Source organism: Lysinibacillus sp. BPa_S21 (assembly GCF_023337795.1).
Taxonomy (GTDB): Bacteria; Bacillota; Bacilli; order Bacillales_A; family Planococcaceae; genus Lysinibacillus.
In genome coordinates, this window is sequence record NZ_JALIRS010000001.1 from 461,704 (window position 1) to 478,408 (window position 16,705).

The 16,705-nt window shown below is 37.7% G+C and carries 16 protein-coding genes; 13 read left to right on the forward strand and 3 right to left on the reverse strand.

The genetic code is table 11. From position 1 onward, the window contains the following. The first annotated feature begins 70 nt into the window (after positions 1–70). The 8 genes from MOK21_RS02310 (at position 71) to MOK21_RS02345 (ending at position 6,618) form a co-directional block, all read left to right on the forward strand. A complete protein-coding gene (locus MOK21_RS02310) occupies positions 71–1,270 on the forward strand; it encodes an MFS transporter (RefSeq protein WP_249072364.1) in 1,200 nt (399 codons plus the stop codon). 51 nt (positions 1,271–1,321) lie between these two features. Further along, complete coding sequence (locus MOK21_RS02315) at positions 1,322–1,705, forward strand: SRPBCC family protein (RefSeq protein WP_249072365.1); 384 nt, start codon at positions 1,322–1,324, stop codon at positions 1,703–1,705. A gap of 91 nt (positions 1,706–1,796) precedes the next feature. Then, entirely contained in the window at positions 1,797–2,330 is a 534-nt protein-coding gene (locus tag MOK21_RS02320; protein WP_249072366.1) for a sigma-70 family RNA polymerase sigma factor, read from the forward strand. Continuing rightward, positions 2,314–3,195 carry a hypothetical protein gene (locus MOK21_RS02325; RefSeq protein ID WP_249072367.1) on the forward strand — a complete coding sequence of 294 codons (882 nt, stop codon included), beginning with the start codon at positions 2,314–2,316 and terminating at the stop codon, positions 3,193–3,195. Before MOK21_RS02320 ends, MOK21_RS02325 begins: the two co-directional genes overlap by 17 nt. 175 nt (positions 3,196–3,370) lie before the next feature. Beyond that, the gene (locus tag MOK21_RS02330) at positions 3,371–4,087 is read left to right on the forward strand and encodes a toast rack family protein (RefSeq protein ID WP_249072368.1); all 717 of its coding nucleotides are present in this window, start codon (positions 3,371–3,373) and stop codon (positions 4,085–4,087) included. Positions 4,088–4,375: 288 nt separating this feature from the next. Beyond that, the gene (locus MOK21_RS02335; protein ID WP_249072369.1) at positions 4,376–4,918 is read left to right on the forward strand and encodes a sigma-70 family RNA polymerase sigma factor; all 543 of its coding nucleotides are present in this window, start codon (positions 4,376–4,378) and stop codon (positions 4,916–4,918) included. Then, a complete protein-coding gene (locus tag MOK21_RS02340; RefSeq protein ID WP_249072370.1) occupies positions 4,902–6,008 on the forward strand; it encodes a DUF4179 domain-containing protein in 1,107 nt (368 codons plus the stop codon). The genes MOK21_RS02335 and MOK21_RS02340 overlap by 17 nt, the downstream gene beginning before the upstream one ends. A gap of 85 nt (positions 6,009–6,093) precedes the next feature. Then, a complete protein-coding gene (locus tag MOK21_RS02345; protein WP_249072371.1) occupies positions 6,094–6,618 on the forward strand; it encodes a tubby C-terminal domain-like protein in 525 nt (174 codons plus the stop codon). A gap of 160 nt (positions 6,619–6,778) precedes the next feature. Here the strand turns inward: MOK21_RS02345 and MOK21_RS02350 are convergent, their stop codons facing one another. The 3 genes from MOK21_RS02350 to MOK21_RS02360 are packed head-to-tail and all read right to left on the reverse strand — an operon-like array spanning position 6,779 to position 10,627. Beyond that, positions 6,779–9,280, reverse strand: a complete 2,502-nt coding sequence (locus tag MOK21_RS02350; protein WP_249072372.1) for an ABC transporter permease — start codon at positions 9,278–9,280, stop codon at positions 6,779–6,781. Next, positions 9,280–10,008, reverse strand: coding sequence for an ABC transporter ATP-binding protein (locus tag MOK21_RS02355; protein ID WP_374110092.1), 729 nt, complete (start codon positions 10,006–10,008; stop codon positions 9,280–9,282). Before MOK21_RS02355 ends, MOK21_RS02350 begins: the two co-directional genes overlap by 1 nt. Before the next feature lie 52 nt (positions 10,009–10,060). Beyond that, the gene (locus tag MOK21_RS02360; protein ID WP_308221859.1) at positions 10,061–10,627 is read right to left on the reverse strand and encodes a sigma-70 family RNA polymerase sigma factor; all 567 of its coding nucleotides are present in this window, start codon (positions 10,625–10,627) and stop codon (positions 10,061–10,063) included. A gap of 352 nt (positions 10,628–10,979) precedes the next feature. Here MOK21_RS02360 and MOK21_RS02365 point away from each other — a divergent pair, with 352 nt between their 5' ends. The 5 genes from MOK21_RS02365 to MOK21_RS02385 all read left to right on the forward strand — a co-directional run bounded on the left by MOK21_RS02365 (position 10,980) and on the right by MOK21_RS02385 (position 16,475). Continuing rightward, complete coding sequence (locus MOK21_RS02365) at positions 10,980–11,900, forward strand: DoxX-like family protein (protein ID WP_249072374.1); 921 nt, start codon at positions 10,980–10,982, stop codon at positions 11,898–11,900. Continuing rightward, positions 11,897–12,508: a DUF4166 domain-containing protein gene (locus MOK21_RS02370; protein WP_249072375.1), complete on the forward strand. Its 612-nt coding sequence runs from the start codon at positions 11,897–11,899 to the stop codon at positions 12,506–12,508. The genes MOK21_RS02365 and MOK21_RS02370 overlap by 4 nt, the downstream gene beginning before the upstream one ends. Further along, on the forward strand, positions 12,477–14,012 hold the full coding sequence (locus tag MOK21_RS02375; protein WP_249072376.1) for a YndJ family protein: 1,536 nt from the start codon (positions 12,477–12,479) through the stop codon (positions 14,010–14,012). The genes MOK21_RS02370 and MOK21_RS02375 overlap by 32 nt, the downstream gene beginning before the upstream one ends. A gap of 70 nt (positions 14,013–14,082) precedes the next feature. Then, entirely contained in the window at positions 14,083–14,520 is a 438-nt protein-coding gene (locus tag MOK21_RS02380; protein WP_249072377.1) for a hypothetical protein, read from the forward strand. Positions 14,521–14,792: 272 nt separating this feature from the next. After that, positions 14,793–16,475, forward strand: coding sequence for a methyl-accepting chemotaxis protein (locus MOK21_RS02385; RefSeq protein WP_249072378.1), 1,683 nt, complete (start codon positions 14,793–14,795; stop codon positions 16,473–16,475). Positions 16,476–16,705 lie beyond the last annotated feature (230 nt).

The window sequence follows — 16,705 nt, forward strand, 5'->3', positions numbered from 1 at the left end:
TACGCAGTCATAAAGCAAGCGTAAACTCAAATACGTAATAGGAATGTGTAAGAACATTGGAGGAATGATTATGAATACATATTATAAATGGATCATCGTATTAGTAGCTACGCTGTCTCAAACCGCGGCAACTTTCGTGACGTACGGCATGGGACCCATTGCTACATTTTATCAAATTGAATGGAATTTATCACCGTTACAAACAGGGTTTATCGTTTCGGCCGTTAATATTGGACCCATATTCTCGATGATACTGTTCGGCTATTTAATGGATAAAAAAGGGGAAAAGCAAATTATCGGATGGGGCTCCATTTTGCTGGGACTCTCCGCTTTACTCCTCATGTTAGTAAATAATTATGCAGTATTGTTATTTTTATTATTCATCGTGGGCGTATGGTACGGAAGTGCACAAACGGGTGGAAGCACCGCAATTGTGAAATGGTTTCCGGACAAACATCGCGGGTTGGCGATTGGCATTCGACAAACAGGGATCCCCATTGGTGGGGCACTAGCATCAATAATTCTCACATATATGTATCATCATTACAGCCTAGCATCGGTGCATTTTATGCAGGGCATCGTAGCTATTGCAGGCGGATTGCTTTTCTTACTTATGTATCGGGAGCCTAGAATTCGCGGAAAAGTATCTGCAACCTCCGTTACTTTTAAAGAGAAGCTAGTAGCAATTAAAAATAATAAGGATTTATATCCAATCTATATTGTAGGAATCGTTATGATGTCCTTACAAATGATACTCGTTGCCCATTTCATGAGTTATTTACATGAAGAAGGGGGATATTCTTTAACACAGGCAGGGCAGTATTTAAGCCTTGTATTAATCGGTGGGATGATTGGCAGGGTAGCCATTGCTTGGATGAGTGATCAATTTTTTGCGCACAAGCGAGAATTTTTATTAATAATCGTCATGGTTTTCGCAGTAGTTCTGACTGTCCTAGTACCATTTATGCTACAAGCAAAAATGTTAATGCTGTTATGTTGTTTCTTATTAGGCTTTGTAGCACTTGGCTGGTATTCATTGTTTATCGCCTGTGTAACAGAGCAATCGAACCCAAATTATATCGGTCTAACTGTGAGTGCTGCCTTGACGTTGAATCAACTATTTATCGTCATTGCCCCTTCGTTATTTGGACTTATGGTAACGGCATTTTCAAGCTATCAATTGGCGATGGACATTGTGGCAGCCTTTGTAGCGCTGGGTGCAATAAATCTATATAAGTCTACAAAAGGTAAATTTTGTTTTATTTCCTAAATTAGGATAAAATCGTTTGGGATGTATGATTTCAGCAAACGGAGGAATGCGATGATGGATCAAGAAAAAAGTTCGGTTTGGATTGATGCAAGTATTGCGACAGTTTGGCGAGCTGTCACCGAGGAACAGCTGCTGATGCAATGGTACGCCCTTGATTCAACTTGGGAAATTCCAAAATTAGAGGCAGGAGCGGAGGTCATTTTCACGTTACTACCGAATGATCATAATCAGCTTGTAGAAAAATTGCCGATGGTGTTAACGATAAAAAATGTAACGCCGAATCGAGAGTTTTCGTTTTACTTAGGTATTGAAGAAACACTCATCGCTATTGTCTTAGAGGAAGAACAAAATGGCACCGTGGTTACATTTAATTCGAGCGGCTACGAGGCTTCTCTCGCTAACTTAAAAGCTTTAGTGGAGAGTGATATCCTTTAATATATAAGTTTCATGAAGAAATTGATTTTTTCATGAAACTTTTTCGTTGTTCATCAGTCTAACTGTAAATGCTTTAGTGGGGGCGAGCAAAATGTTAAAAGAACAGAAAGACGCTCACTTATCTAGTGTTATGACAATGTATGGAGATTATTTATTACGAGTTTGCTATACATATGTACAAGATTGGACAGTGGCTGAGGATCTGGTCCAAGACACATTTGTTAAATACTATGAAAAAATGGAGCAATTTCGTGAAGAAGCATCCGTCAAAACTTATTTATATCGAATTGCGATCAATAAATGCCATAGTTATCTTTCAAGCTGGCGCTATAAAAAAATACAAGTGATTGACTATTGGAGCAAATTAAAGAGCCTATCCGATAATCCTGAAGAGGAAGTATTGATGGGAGAGACGGATGCATTGATAGTGGCAGCAATTGAAAAACTTCCAACGAAATATAAAGATGTACTACTGCTATTTCATTTTGCAGAGTTTTCCTTAAAGGACGTTGCAGAAGTGCTAAAGCTGCCAACAAATACGGTGAAAACACGTTTAAGACGAGCGCGTCAAATGGTCGGCATCACGCTATTGGAGGAGGGGTTCGAATATGGATCAGATTCGTAATGCCATCAACGAAATGTATAAGGAAGGCAAATTCTCTCATGAAAATCATGTAATAACATTTCAAAAAATCAATCAAAAAACGAAGAAGCAAACGCCAATAGTGCCAGTTATCTTAACAGTAGTTGTATCAGCTTGTCTGATCATTGGCTTAAAGATGATGCTTTTCCAACATGATATCCAATCAACAACATCGACGGTTATCGATTCAAATTTCTATCCAGAAAAGTCGGGAAGGGTGAAAGACTATAGCAACTTAACACGACCATGGATGGTAGCAGGATTAGTGAGTTCTCTGTTCTTATTTATTTTTGCGATAGTAGCATTTTTGAAAAATTGGTTTTGGCGCGTACTACTATGTATTGTCATTATAATTGCTATTTTAGGGAATATGTCTGAACGAATCGGCTATCGCGTTTATGTACAAAATGAAGCAGAAATTCAAAATGTTATAAAGTGGATACCATTCCCTGATGATGTAAAAATGAATGATACAATGACGATTCGTCAGTATAGAATTGGTTATTTTTCAAAGGATTCTTTTCGAGGCATTTTAATCTTTAAGCATGATGGAAAAGGCTATGTAATGGATCAATTTATACAGAGCAAATTAGATACCATGAATGCAATTTATTTGAAAGACATCCACCATATTGTTATACCATTAGTTGAAAATCATAACATTGAAAAATTAATAATAGACACTGGGGCCGAGCGTATTGAGAAAGCAGTTGATTCGAATGATGCGCAATTAATAGCAGTGCCTCTAAAATCAGAAATAGCTACTTCTCAAATGCTGATACATGCAATGGATCATGAAGGAAAGACTTCTATTCTCTATAATGAGTCACGTATTTTCACCTATTAACAGCTACCCCGTATGAATATGATGTTTTCATACGGGTTCATTTTTGACATTTCCATGGAAGGAGTTCTCACTAAGTCTTAGGTCTTAGACGGATTTAAAGCGGAGGGTCGTTTTTATAAATGAAAATTCCTATATAATGAATTTATTGGAATATTATATAGTGGGAGGAATTACATTGAAAAAATTTATCGGACTTGGTTTGGTTATAGGTGCCTCATTAATTGCGCTATCGGGGTGCAACTCAGTCATACCAGGTAAAACCAAAGATGAAACGATCCTAGTCGAAAAGGATAAAGCAGAAAAGTTAGATGTTGAATTAAATCTTGGCATTGGACAAATAACAGTAGAAAAAGGTGCCAAGGATTGGGTGGAAGGTACAGCTCAATATAATATTGAAAAACTTGCTCCAAAATTAAAATATGACTTACGCGGCAAGGCAGGTAAAGTATCGATTGACCATAAAGGCTCAACTAGCGTGCGTTTGGGGAAAATAAAAAATATATGGGATATTAAACTAAATGAAGATATTCCAATGGATCTCTCCATCGAAACGGGCGCTTCGGATGCAGAGTTAGACTTACAAGGTTTGCAGCTTGAAAATTTAGATATTAACACGGGTGTTGGCGATCTTAAAGTGAATTTAGGTGGAGATTGGAAAAAAAGCTTCGAAACGAATATTGAAACAGGTGTCGGGCAAACTACGGTCATTTTACCATCAGAGGTAGGGGTAAAGCTTACGACAGAAAAAGGTATCGGCTCATCCAATATAGAAGGCCTCATTTCTAAAGGCAAAGGGGTTTATGTAAACGAAGCGTATGACAAAGCAGATGTAAAAATAGAGGTCAACTCAGAAATCGGAGTAGGCGACATTACCTTCAAATTGGATAAATAAAGGAAAATTTAGTAGGCTACTTTAGATGAGTAGTCTACATTTTTTTTAGTAGAAACATAGAAGTCGGATAGATCGGTCAAAGTCGTGGATAGGACGATTAAAATCGTGGACAGAATATGCAAAACTGTGGATAGAACAATTAATTTCGTGGATAGACCGAATAATATGCACGATAGAAGAGCCGAAGTGACGGATTGACTGTCACCAGAAAACTTTGTTTAAAAAAATTTATCAAAATGAAACCTTTTGATAGAGTTATTGACTCTAAGTATTGAAAGGAGGAACGGCATGGAACATGACTTATCGATCGTTAAACAGGCAATTGCAGGGAGTAAAGAAGCGTTTGAGCAGCTGCTCATTCTAGAAGAAGAAAAATTATTTTATACCGCGCTTTCTTATGTTGGCCAAAAAGAGGATGCATTAGATGCAATTCAAGAAGCGGCGTGTAAAGCCTATTTAACCGTTCATCAGCTAAAGCATCCAGAATTTTTTTCTACTTGGCTGTTTCGCATTTTAATACATGAGTGCTACCGATTACTAAAAAAAGGGCAGAAAATCATTCCTTATGAAGAAAGTGAATTATTACATCGTTTACAGGAGCAAGAAAATGTTGTGGCGAATCCAATTGATTTATCAGATGCTATTCAGAATTTGAATCATTCACAGCAAATGGCTATCATTTTATTTTATTATCGAGATTTGCCGATTAAAGAAATATCAGAAGTAATGGAAAAGCCAGTTAGCACGATTAAAACGTATTTGCATCGTGGGAAAAAACAATTAAAGCGAGAATTAGAAAGGAGTGCAACGTTCAATGAAAAAGCCATTTAATGTAAAAGGTACTCTTCCGGAATTCCCGAAAGATGAGGTAAGAGCAGCAATTTCCAAAGGAATCCAACAAGCAGAGGAGCAAATAAATATGACGCAAGCCCCTATTCAAATGAAAAGAAAAAGCAAGCGTAAACCATTATTATATGTAGCGAGTGCCGCGGCCGCATTCAGTATAATGATTGGTTCCGCTGCCTATGTGTCGCCAACATTCGCAAGCACATTATCACAACTACCAATCGTTGGTTCGGTATTCAGTAATTCGGAATTACCTGGCTTAAAACAGGCAAGTGAACAAGGGTTAACAAGTACTATTGGAGAAAAGCATACAATTAACGGTATTTCCGTAACAGTAGATGAAGTCCTTTATGACGCGTCTATTATAACGGTAGGACTGACATTTGAATCTGAAAAGAAATTAAGTGATTATTACTTCGGGGCAGGACCGAACTTTACTATTAATGGTAAAAACCCTAAAGTGAGCTCTGGTGGCTACGGTGAAAAAGATTTAAGTCCAACGGTCCGTACAGGTATCGCAAGATTTGAAGTGAAGGAGGACATGCCGGACTCCTTTGAAATGGGCTTAACGTTAGAAGGGAAAGAAGGGGAAAAATGGGCATTTTCAGTTCCTGTTAAAAAGATTACGAATATTATAGATGTTCCTGTACATCATCACCAACAAGCAGAGGGCATTCAACTGGATGTATCCAAAATTTCGTTAAGCCCATCAGGTATTGCACTTGACTATAAAGCTACTGAAAAGGGGACGATTGATAATCCGGAAGTAGGTGCATCCTTTATAGAGTTCCGTATGACCGATCAGAATGGCAAGGAGATTACTTCGCATTCTGGTGGGGGAGAAGGTCATTTCGACAATGGTGTTTGGAACTTTAGCAGTACCAAATCCTTTGACCCGATTTCAGACGATGTTCAAAAATTAATGATTACACCGTATTTAGTGATTCCAACAGGTGGAGGCGGTGTACAAGTTGATACAAACGGCGTAGAAACAAAAATTCCATTTAAGAAACCAACTGTGAAAGAAGTGAAGTTTCAACCATTCACAGTGGATGTACCTAAGCAAACTAAATAAATATTCAAGCGTCAAATACAACCTTTGTATTTGGCGCTTATTTTATGTTAGTTTATAGGAAGGATTGAATGAAGGAGCGAACGGATTGAAGATTTATACATACAAACAACCAGCGGCCATTGAGTCAACAGAGTCAGTCGCCATTTTAAATGAAGCAGGGGAAGTATCATCTACTGTTCAGCGTGTTTATTCGAATGGATTGAAAAAGGCGTTTGACCGCACGATGGACTATCGCTATTTTGTACGTTTTGATGTCAGTGATGGCGTTGGTCAGCCGCTTTTCACATGTAAGAAGATGTCGCGTCGTGGGCGAGTGCATTTTAAAGGGAAGGATTTCGTCACAGGAAAAGACTATATGATTGCCTATGATGGCTGGCAAATTATGATCCCTGACTTAATCATCACGGATGGCGTCCAACAAATAAAACTAAATAAAGAAATGGAAGACTGGTCTGTATTTACGCTAGATGATCAACCGATTGCACGCTGGCAGGCTATTTTTCGAGAGACACATTTTGAGATTACGCTACAAATTGAGGAAAACAGCCCGATACAGCATGAAGCTTTTTTTATTGCGATCGGACAAGCGGTTTTGTTTGTAGGAGCATAGATGTCGATAAATCTGAAAAAGTGTTCGATAAAATGGAGAAAGTTGGGCGATAAATCCAAAAAGTTAGGCGATAAACTGAAAAAGTTGAGCGATAAAATGGAAAAATAGCTCGATAAATAAAAGCAGACCCTCTGCGCCTAAAGAGGTTCTGCTTTTATGTTTAAATATCAATCATTTCATTCGCCAATTTTTTACGACTAATCCAGAAACCTTGTAGCGTAAAGACAATGAGAGTGACGCCTAAAAATACGATACTCGTAACTCCTAATGTTACGAAGTCATAAGATCCTTCGTCAATCGTGAACAGTAATCTTGTTACTAGAAGGCCAAGAAATGTCCCAACAGCCAGTCCATAAAGTACAAAGGATAACACTTGCGTCAAAATCAGCTTGATTAATCCTCGTGGTGAAAGACCGATAAGCCGCTGAATCGCATAATCAGCACGTTTTGAGTAAATGGAGTGAAGCAGTGTTTGTAATACGCCGAGACAAGTCGCAGAAATTAAAATAACAAAGACGCCAACAAATAGGCTCCAGCGCTGGAAGATCATTTCATCGTTTTGCTTGATAAATGTCTCTTTATCAGTAATTTTTAGAGCTGGCCACCGCTCTTGTAAGAATGTGAGATCATTCAATGCCTGCTCTGTATCATCTGCTTCCACCATAATGTCTGTAATGATAGTTGAATCAGAAGATACTATAAAAGAGGACCAATCCACAAATAAATCTATATATTTATTAAAAGAATCAAGAGCTACATCAATTACTAGCAATTCACCAATCGGCACATTTTGTTGTAGTCTTTCATTAAATATCCCTGCCTTGATGTGATCACCAACTGCCAATTGATGTTTTCTAGCAAATCTTTCTGTAATGATCACGCCATTTTTTAAATCTCCTTTAACAGCATCAAGCTTTTTTAATTGGACGTATTTTTCAACATCAATGGCATTGTAATTACCACCTTCCCAGCCATTTTCGCCTGCAAGTTCTATCCTAGATACATTGCTCCGGGCATAGGCATAGGACACGCTCGGCAATGCCTCAATTTCTTTCATCAGAGCAGGTGTAATAGTAGGATCATTTAATTCATTTTCAATTTTCATCGATGTTTCATATTGAAAGTTAATATAATCATTTGTGCCTTGTTGAACTGATTTAAATAAAGAGCTACCGAATATTAAAATGACCATTAACCCGATAATGCTAAGTATAATTGGCATATTTCTACGTACCTGTGGCATAAGCTGCTGACAGGCTAAATATGCTTCTTTGCCGAACATAGTACGAATAGGCTTTAATGAAAATTTGAATAATGCTGTGAAGAGGTATGGCATTATATAAAGTAAAATACCACTGACAAGTAAAGTGCCAATTAAAATCATGGGTGCACCCCGTTCACTACTCACTCCGACTTTATAAGCATTCAAAAACAACAATAGGGTTATAATTGCAACGCCGCTTACAACAATCGTTTTCCATTTTGCCCATCGTAAACTTAAATTTTCATTCTCAGTTGCGATTTGTAAAGGTAATAGACTAGAGCTTTTATGGACTTGCCACTTTGTGATTAGCTGGAGCAATAAAAAGCTTCCAATAGCAATCACCAACACAAAGATCATCGGTAAATCCGTTTTTGCATCTGGCATTTTCATCAGGCTAATGAGTTGAGGTAGCCAACTTTTTATCATCAATAAACTGACCACTGTCCCTAGCACTACGCCAAAACCAATAATTGTAGATAATTGCAATTGTACAATCCGTCCTACTTGCTTGGTAGAGGCGCCAAGTGCACGAAATACCATAAGCTGTTCTTTAATTTTGTAAAATAAGAGCTGGAACGTTGAAAGAAGTAAGACACTTGAAATAAGTAAGATAAAGAATGACAACACAATCATAAAAATCATTAATGCTTGTAAATTTTTCTTAAATTCATCATAGTCACTCATGACATCGACACGTAATGTTTCATCGAGCTGTTTCAAATCTGAACCAACCGCGGTAGCCACATTATCTTCTGTTTTAATGAGTGCAAACATACCGGCTGTTTGTGCATCACTATTATCCATCCAAGTTTTCAACACATCATTTTGCATAAGGATAAAATTCGGACTATCTGTACCTTTAAGGGGTGGAAGGATTTCTTGTATCGTAAAGCTACCTGTATTTGCTTCAACAGAGTCTCCAACCGTTTTATTGAAAGTAACGTTTAGCGTATCGCCGACCTCTTTGTGGAAAAGACGTGCCACATTTTCAGCAATCACAACTTCGTTCGGGCCTAAATCGACATTAAAATGATAGCGGCTTTTCACTAAGTCGTCGTTTTCCACACCAACTGTATAAAATGATGTATTTTTCTCATTTTCAACAGTTGTTTGAGCTAGTGACACACTCGAAACGTTTGTAACACCAGGCATTTCCTCGAAATTTTCAATTTGCTCCGTAGTTAGTAGCCTATGTTGCTCGGGATTATAGCCGACCATTAAATCCATATCGCCATATAATGCTTGTATTTCTTCTTTCATTTGACTATTGGCATTCCATATGTAAACACTCATTGTCATGACAAGACAAATGGAAATGGTGATAATACTAATACTCATTAATACATTGGCCCAAGCTGCACGAAATAGCTTCAGCGCAATGGTACGCATCGTAAACATTACATATCACCTCTAGTAATCAGCTTGAACTTTGCTAAAATACAATCTAAATCCTCGGCTGTTTGCGTATTTTGATAGGAATCCACAATGGCGCCATCATGGAAGAATAATACGCGATTTGCATAAGTTGCCACATAAGGGTCGTGTGTCACGAGTAACATGGTTTGATTCATATTTTTTTGCAAGTCTACTAACAGCTCTAAAATTTCATCTGTTGTATTCACATCCAATGCACCAGTAGGCTCATCTGCCAGCAATATTGGTGGATTTGCAATGATGGCGCGAGCTATAGCCACTCGTTGCTTTTGACCACCAGAAAGTTCATTGGGTCGATGTTTTGCCCAGGCGGCAATATTTAGCTTTTCCATCATTTGCTGCACACGCTCTTTGATCTCTTTACTTGGCACATCATTAAGGATAAGGGGGAGCGCAATATTATCTTCAACTGATAAATCCTTTAATAAATGGAAGGATTGAAAGATAAAGCCGATATTCTCTTTACGGAATTTCGATGCTTTTGGCTCTTGATAAATATCATGTGCTTCCTTTCCAAATAAGAATAACGCCCCTTCAGTCGGTTCATCGATAGCGCTAATCATATTGAGCAGTGTGCTTTTACCAGAACCGCTTGTCCCCATAATAGCCACCATTTCACCTTGATAAATCGTACAATGGATATTTTTCAATGCATTGACTGTATGCTGCTTTTGTTGAAAGATTTTTGACATCCCTTCGATGCGTAACACTTCTGTTAAACGTCCTTCGGGGATAGGAATCGCATTAATAACTCCTTTCAACGGATTGAACCCATTCATCTATATATGCCCCCTTTAATTGTTGTCGTAAAGCTTGTAAGCCCCGGCGAATATGCGTTTTCACAGTACCCTCAGGACATTGTAAAATCACGGCAATATCTTTTACCGAGTAGTCTTGATAAAAACGTAATAGTAAAACCGTTTTGTATTTTTCCTCTAACTTGCAGAGGGCTTGCCATAAATCAAGTTCTTCTTCGATATATGTAGGTGCTGTACTATTGAGATCCTCTAAGGTATGTGGCTCTACAAGCTGTACCGCGTTTTTCTTGGCAAGATAGGTTTTACAGCAATTAATCATAATGCGTGTTAACCAAGTAGAAAAATATTGAGGCTCGTTTAATTTAGGTAAGCCCTCATAGGCACGGATAATGGTTTGTTGAAAAACTTCTACGGCGTCATTTTCATTTTGGACATAAACATAAGCCATTCGATATAACTTATCTTGCTCCTGCTCTATAAGCTGGTAAAAGGCTTGCTCATCTCCGTTTTGTGCTAACTGTATGAATGATTCTTGCTTTGTTGTAATGAAAATCGCCTCCTTCCGACTATTAGACTTGGCAAACTATCATTTCGATTCAACTTTTTTTATTTTATGGAAAATTAGTGGGGCATCATCAAAAACAGGAGATTACATTTGCTAAAGTTAAACATTGAAAGTTGATCTTCATTCCAATTGAGCGACTCATCAGACGCCTACAGGAAGCGCTCTGTCGGGAGGGAAATCAACCCTATGTTATAGTATTGTTCCAATTTAATAGATAAAGTCCAATTTATGGTGAAAAATTAATTTATTGCTATAATACCATTAATAGAGTGGTTATTATGGAAGTTTAAAGTAAGTAAACTAAAATAACCAATAAGCTTGTTTTAAGGAGGAAATAAGGATGAAGAAAAAGCCTATTTATGTGGAGGTGGATATACGAGTACCCATCGACGAGGCTTGGAGTTATACCCAAAACCCTAAGTTGCATGAGCAATGGGATTTACGTTTTACTTCTATTACATATATCGATAAAGAATCTCCTGAAGAACCTCAGCGCTTTACCTATGAAACGAAGGTGATGCCGGGCTTATCGGTTAGTGGCTGGGGAGAGAGTAAAGGAGAGCATCATAAAAAAGGTGGCACGAAAACATCCTCGTTACATTTTGGTACACCCCAAAAAATATCCCCAATTGCAGAGGGGAAAGGATACTGGCAATATATTCCTACTAACAAGGGGCTTACATTTTTAACGCAGTATGACTATGATGTTCGTTACGGGAAACTAGGGAAATTATTTGATGGCGTGTTTCGTCCCGTAATGGGCTGGGCAACTGCTCTTAGTTTCGATGTTTTAAAAAGATGGCTTGAAAAAGGAGAAAATCCTTTTTCTCAGTATCGTCGCTTCTTTTTAACAATGCTCATCAGTGTGCTTTTTTGTTTTGTGTGGTTGTACCACGGTCTTGTACCGAAAATCATCGTACAACATCCTACTGAGGTGATGATGATTAAGGAATTACTAGGTCAGTTGAATGGATCGGGTAACACTAGAGAAATAGTAAACTTTATTGGACTTGCAGAGATAATCTTTGCACTTTGTTGGTTATTGCCTCTAAGAAAGCGTTTATTGTTTGGGGTGCAAATATTGCTATTTCCATGTTTAACATTGGGTGCCGTGTTAGCAGATAAAACGATTGCTACTGCTCCATTTAATCCAATAACACTTAATCTAGCATTGTGGGTATTGTCCATTATCGGGTTGATTCTAAGTAAAGATATGCCTAGTGCCAAAAGCTGTAAACGAAAGCGAGGAGGAACAATATGACGATTTATAAAACTTTACTAGGCGAAGACTTTACTCGACTCCATCCAATGCTGCAAAAGCGCTATATGTTACCTGTGGATCGGCCTTTTTATGCCACTGGCGTGATGCATAAAATTGAGTCTGGTGCAAAGTGGCTGCGTCCCTTTTATGCGTTAGCTTCCAAAACTAAATTCTTGTTTCCTGAATCAGGCGACGATGTTCCATTCTCCATTTGTAATACTTGTCGAGTATTACCAAGTGGAGAACTTGAAGTGTTATGGGAGCGTACGTTCATTTTTTCAAACAGAACTAGACATTTTGATGCGAAAATGACAATTGATCCAGTCCGAAATATAGTCAAGGATTACTTAGGATCACCAGCTCTTTTCTATTCAGATTTGCATTTTACGGTGACACGTGAGGGGACATTGGTTATTCGGTCCGGGGTTCAACGATTTGTAGTTTCAAAAATAGAGTGTCCATTACCCAAAATATTAGAGGGGCGTGTTATCGTCGAGGAAGGATTTGACGACAAAAAGAATGTGTTTACGATTCATGTGTCCATCCATAATCCACTGATAGGGAGGCTAATGATGTATGCTGGTGAATTTACGCAACAATCTAAGTAGTCCTGTCCTAATATTAGGGCTTATGCTGACGGTCGTTTGTTATTTGTTTAGCCCGCAACCTGAATATATGTTGCTACTCACAGTTGCCCAGCTGATCTTTGTTCCAGCGATGGTGAAAATGGTCATTTCCTTTAACAAAGCCGGCGATGCTATTATTGTCGCGATGATGCTTGCTATTACGTTGCTACATTGGCGGTCTGAAGGTTGGATAGCAATCGTTTTCGTACTTATTTATGTTCTTTATACATCGTTTATAGCTATACAAGGTGTGAAGCGATTTTTACAGCGAGGCTTTACAAATATAGCGGAGATATCAATTGACGTGGGGCTTATTTATTTATTGATCGGTGGACTATGGTTTTTTGCTTTTATCGCAAACATCGATACAGGTTTTTCATCGTTAATAACGTGGTTAACAGCCATCCATTTTCATTACTCAGCTTGTTTATTAGCAATTTCTATAGGTCTTTTTGGGCGAATACATAAAAGTAGATGGTACAATGCAGTCGTTGTTATTTTATTGACAGGCCCACTTCTTGTTGCAATAGGTATAACGTTTTCTACAATAATTGAAATTATTTCAGTGACACTTTATATCGCTGCGATTTACAGTTTATTTTTCCTTGCTCTAAAAAAGAAACTTCCTCGTGGACAAGGTTTACTGTTACGCATTTCCTATGGGTCTCTATGTATCACAATAATATGGTCATTTATGTATGCATTTGGATATGTAGGGATACCAGAAATGTTAAAATTTCATGGATTTATGAATGGTATTTTCTTCGGTGGAGTAGGGGTGCTAGCTTGGGCTATAGCTATTCCCGAAACTAATTTTCAACCATTTCATTTTCCAGTTAGCCAAATTAGGGGAAAATTGCGGGAACGAAAAGACTCGCATCCAGGTTTAGTCGATGCGCTTAGTGACTTTGTGGATACGACGAAGCTACCACACATCATTCCACATTTTTATGAAGAAACCTATCAGTATCGTTTAATGGCATCTGTAAAATGGAAAACCTGGTTTAAACCGTTTGCTTTTATTTATCAATTTTTAAGTCGCTTCATGCAACAGCTGAATTTACCCTTCTCTAGTAAGCAAATTGAGATGACAGGAAAGGTTGTTAAGGTAGATGCGTTACACGATGGGCGTCTGGCTCCACGTGCATGGATTCGTAAAATAGATGAACAAACAACCTTTGTCGCAATCTATTCAAAGCATAAAACAGCACAAACAACATATATGAACATTGCACTTCCACTGCCTTTTTCAACAATGATGGGTGTGTTATATTTATATGAAGATAAAGGTGATTTACATTTAACAAGCAATCACGATGGTGATGCGGGGATTTATTTAGCCATCAACCGTTTTTTATTTCAACTACCTTTACAAGAGCATTTTAAGATAAAGGCAGAAGATGAAACAACATTAACGGCTGAACACAAGATGCGTATTTTCGGTCTGCCTTTTTTAGAAATTGACTATCACATAACAAAAAAATAGATCAGTATTGAAGGAATCTGTCTTTATTAACTAGAAGGTCATATAGACACAAAAATAAAGGGGTGATTCGTTGCGATTAACGAAAGGGATTTCAGGTTTTGATGCAGACCATCTCATTGAACAGGATATGCAGTCTTTCCAGTCGATGGTTTATCATTTAGTGACAAGTGAACAACGAGCAAAAGCTATACAATTTATTGATCAGCCTCGTGTTGTTTATATGCAAGCGGTGATTCAACTGGGGGATGAACGTTTGACGATAATTCATCATAGGCTAATGCCGTATATTGCGTTTGCTAAGTTTGATGAAGAGCAAAGCTTTCAATTTATTACGAAAGCTCACTTACACAAATATTTTCCGATGCGTAAATGCCTTACTGCCGATACACTAAACACATTGTTGACGCAGGATAAGGAGCTGCACAGCTTAACTGATTTGGAATGGAAATACATTTCACACTTTGACAGTAAAACAATCGGAGAGGTTATGTTTAATGATTGGGATTAATATTTTAATAGAAGGAACAGCATATTTTTTATGACTGTTCCTTTTTGTGTGTGATAAAAGTACTATTTTGAGTTTTTGGATAGTTCATCTGTTTTATTTTTCGTAGTGTATAATCTGCTATAAATTACATAAAAATTAGCTAGTTATTTCATTTAATGTAGAAAAAATTCCTGATACATCCAAGTTCTTCATCAAAATGGTAGATTACTAATGGTATTCAAATTATGACAAAGCAAATTTAGGTTTGTATTGGAAAATAAGGAGAATTTGAAATGAATTTTAAATCCATTAGTAAAAGAATTGTTTTTTCCTTCAGTATTGTTGTAGCAGTAGTGGTTTTATACATTGGTTATAATTTTTATGCAGTCAAGCAAAGTAACAGCGCAACGGAACAAATAATTGATGAAGAATTGCAATTACTCATTTCAGATTATGAGGAAGCCCAGACGATAGGGCTAAGAATTGCGGCAGCTAGAGGATATATACTTTCTGGTGACGAAAAGTATAAGAAAATTTTTGAAGATAATGTTAAGCTTGCTGAAGAGAATGAGAAATTACGTTCAGCGGTATCAGAGTCGGGTGATTTCAGCAAATTTGCGGAAATGGCTAAAGAATGGAGTAGTTTTGTAGAAAAAGAAGTATTTACTGTTTATGATCAAGGCCAGATTGACCAAGCAACAAAAAATTTAGCAACTATGAGTGATGAGGCGACGGAAATACGTGAAGGCTTTGAGGGGTTAGCAGAGCATCGTAAGCAATCGATTAATGCAACTGGTGCAGACATTATTAGTGCAGGCGAGACGAAGCAGCTAACAGGCATCATCGTCGGTGTTGTAATTGTTATTGTTGCCATTATCATTGCATTGTTAAGTGCTAGATTAATCTCAAGACCAATTATCGCTGTGACAAATCGTATGCAACGAATTACTGAAGGTGATTTAAGTGAACCTGCACTTGTTGTGAAATCAAAAGATGAGGTAGGACAACTGACAGAAGCGACTAATACGATGTCCGATATTTTAAATCGTTTATTAAAGCAAATTCAAACAGTATCCAATGACGTAGCTGCGCATAGTGAAGAACTTATGCAATCAGCGACAGAGGTGAAAACTGGTACAGAACAAATTGTCGACACAGTTACTGAAATCGCGAGTGGTACAGAAGTACAGGCAAGTAATGCATCAGATGTAGCTACAACAATGACAGAATTTACCACTAAAATGACGGATGTTAGTAATAGTAGTACGGATGTTCAGCAATATTCCCAAAATGTCATGGCTTTAACGAAAGAGGGCCAAGGTTTAATGGACGCATCTACTGCACAAATGACATCCATTCATCATATTGTGAAGGATGCTGTTGATAAGGTAGATGAACTAAGTAAACAAACACAAGAAATTTCAAAAATCGTAGCTGTGATTCAGGACATTGCTGCACAAACGAATTTACTAGCATTGAATGCAGCCATTGAAGCGGCTCGCGCAGGGGAGCAGGGTAAAGGATTTGCGGTCGTCGCAGATGAAGTACGTAAACTCGCCGAACAAGTAGCTGTCTCAGTAGACGATATAACAGGAATTGTCCATAAAATTCATCATGATTCTGACACGGTGACATCCTCACTAGAAACTGGCTATCAAGAGGTTGAAAAAGGTACGGCTCAAATCGCATCTACAAATGAAACGTTCAACCAGATTGCAGAGGCTGTTTACTCCATGTCAACGAATATTGATAGCATGACGGCAAAGCTAGAAGAGGTAGTACAAAATACGGTTACGATTAATAAGTCTGTGGACGAAATTGCTGCTGTATCAGAACAATCCGCTGCAGGCATACAAGAAACTTCAGCAACGATCGAACAAGCAGCAAGCTCTATGGACGAAATCAAACATAGTTCAGCCAATTTAGCTAGCATGGCAGAAAATCTAAACGACCTTGTTGGAAAGTTTAAATTGTAATTAAAATTATTAACTAGTACTGTTTGTAGTAGTTACAAGAGAATAAAAACGGTTAAACCAGCAATTGACGAGGAAATCGTGATTGCTGGTTTTATTTTGGAGTTTAGAAAAAAACAGCTTTAACTTCTTAGCAAAACGTTTTGCGGTATAAATAATTTATACAAAATTGAATAACAGGAAGTTCAATGGGGATATAAATAAAATAAAACCGACAAATGATTTCATGAATT

Coding starts and splice junctions, on each gene's coding strand:
- MOK21_RS02355 (WP_374110092.1), bottom strand. CDS start 10,008: ATGTCAAAAATCTTTCAACAAAAGCAGCATACAGTCAATGCATTGAAA.
- MOK21_RS02385 (WP_249072378.1), top strand. CDS start 14,793: ATGAATTTTAAATCCATTAGTAAAAGAATTGTTTTTTCCTTCAGTATT.
- MOK21_RS02335 (WP_249072369.1), top strand. CDS start 4,376: ATGGAACATGACTTATCGATCGTTAAACAGGCAATTGCAGGGAGTAAA.
- MOK21_RS02315 (WP_249072365.1), top strand. CDS start 1,322: ATGATGGATCAAGAAAAAAGTTCGGTTTGGATTGATGCAAGTATTGCG.
- MOK21_RS02350 (WP_249072372.1), bottom strand. CDS start 9,280: ATGTTTACGATGCGTACCATTGCGCTGAAGCTATTTCGTGCAGCTTGG.
- MOK21_RS02320 (WP_249072366.1), top strand. CDS start 1,797: ATGTTAAAAGAACAGAAAGACGCTCACTTATCTAGTGTTATGACAATG.
- MOK21_RS02340 (WP_249072370.1), top strand. CDS start 4,902: ATGAAAAAGCCATTTAATGTAAAAGGTACTCTTCCGGAATTCCCGAAA.
- MOK21_RS02310 (WP_249072364.1), top strand. CDS start 71: ATGAATACATATTATAAATGGATCATCGTATTAGTAGCTACGCTGTCT.
- MOK21_RS02370 (WP_249072375.1), top strand. CDS start 11,897: ATGACGATTTATAAAACTTTACTAGGCGAAGACTTTACTCGACTCCAT.
- MOK21_RS02325 (WP_249072367.1), top strand. CDS start 2,314: ATGGATCAGATTCGTAATGCCATCAACGAAATGTATAAGGAAGGCAAA.
- MOK21_RS02375 (WP_249072376.1), top strand. CDS start 12,477: ATGCTGGTGAATTTACGCAACAATCTAAGTAGTCCTGTCCTAATATTA.
- MOK21_RS02365 (WP_249072374.1), top strand. CDS start 10,980: ATGAAGAAAAAGCCTATTTATGTGGAGGTGGATATACGAGTACCCATC.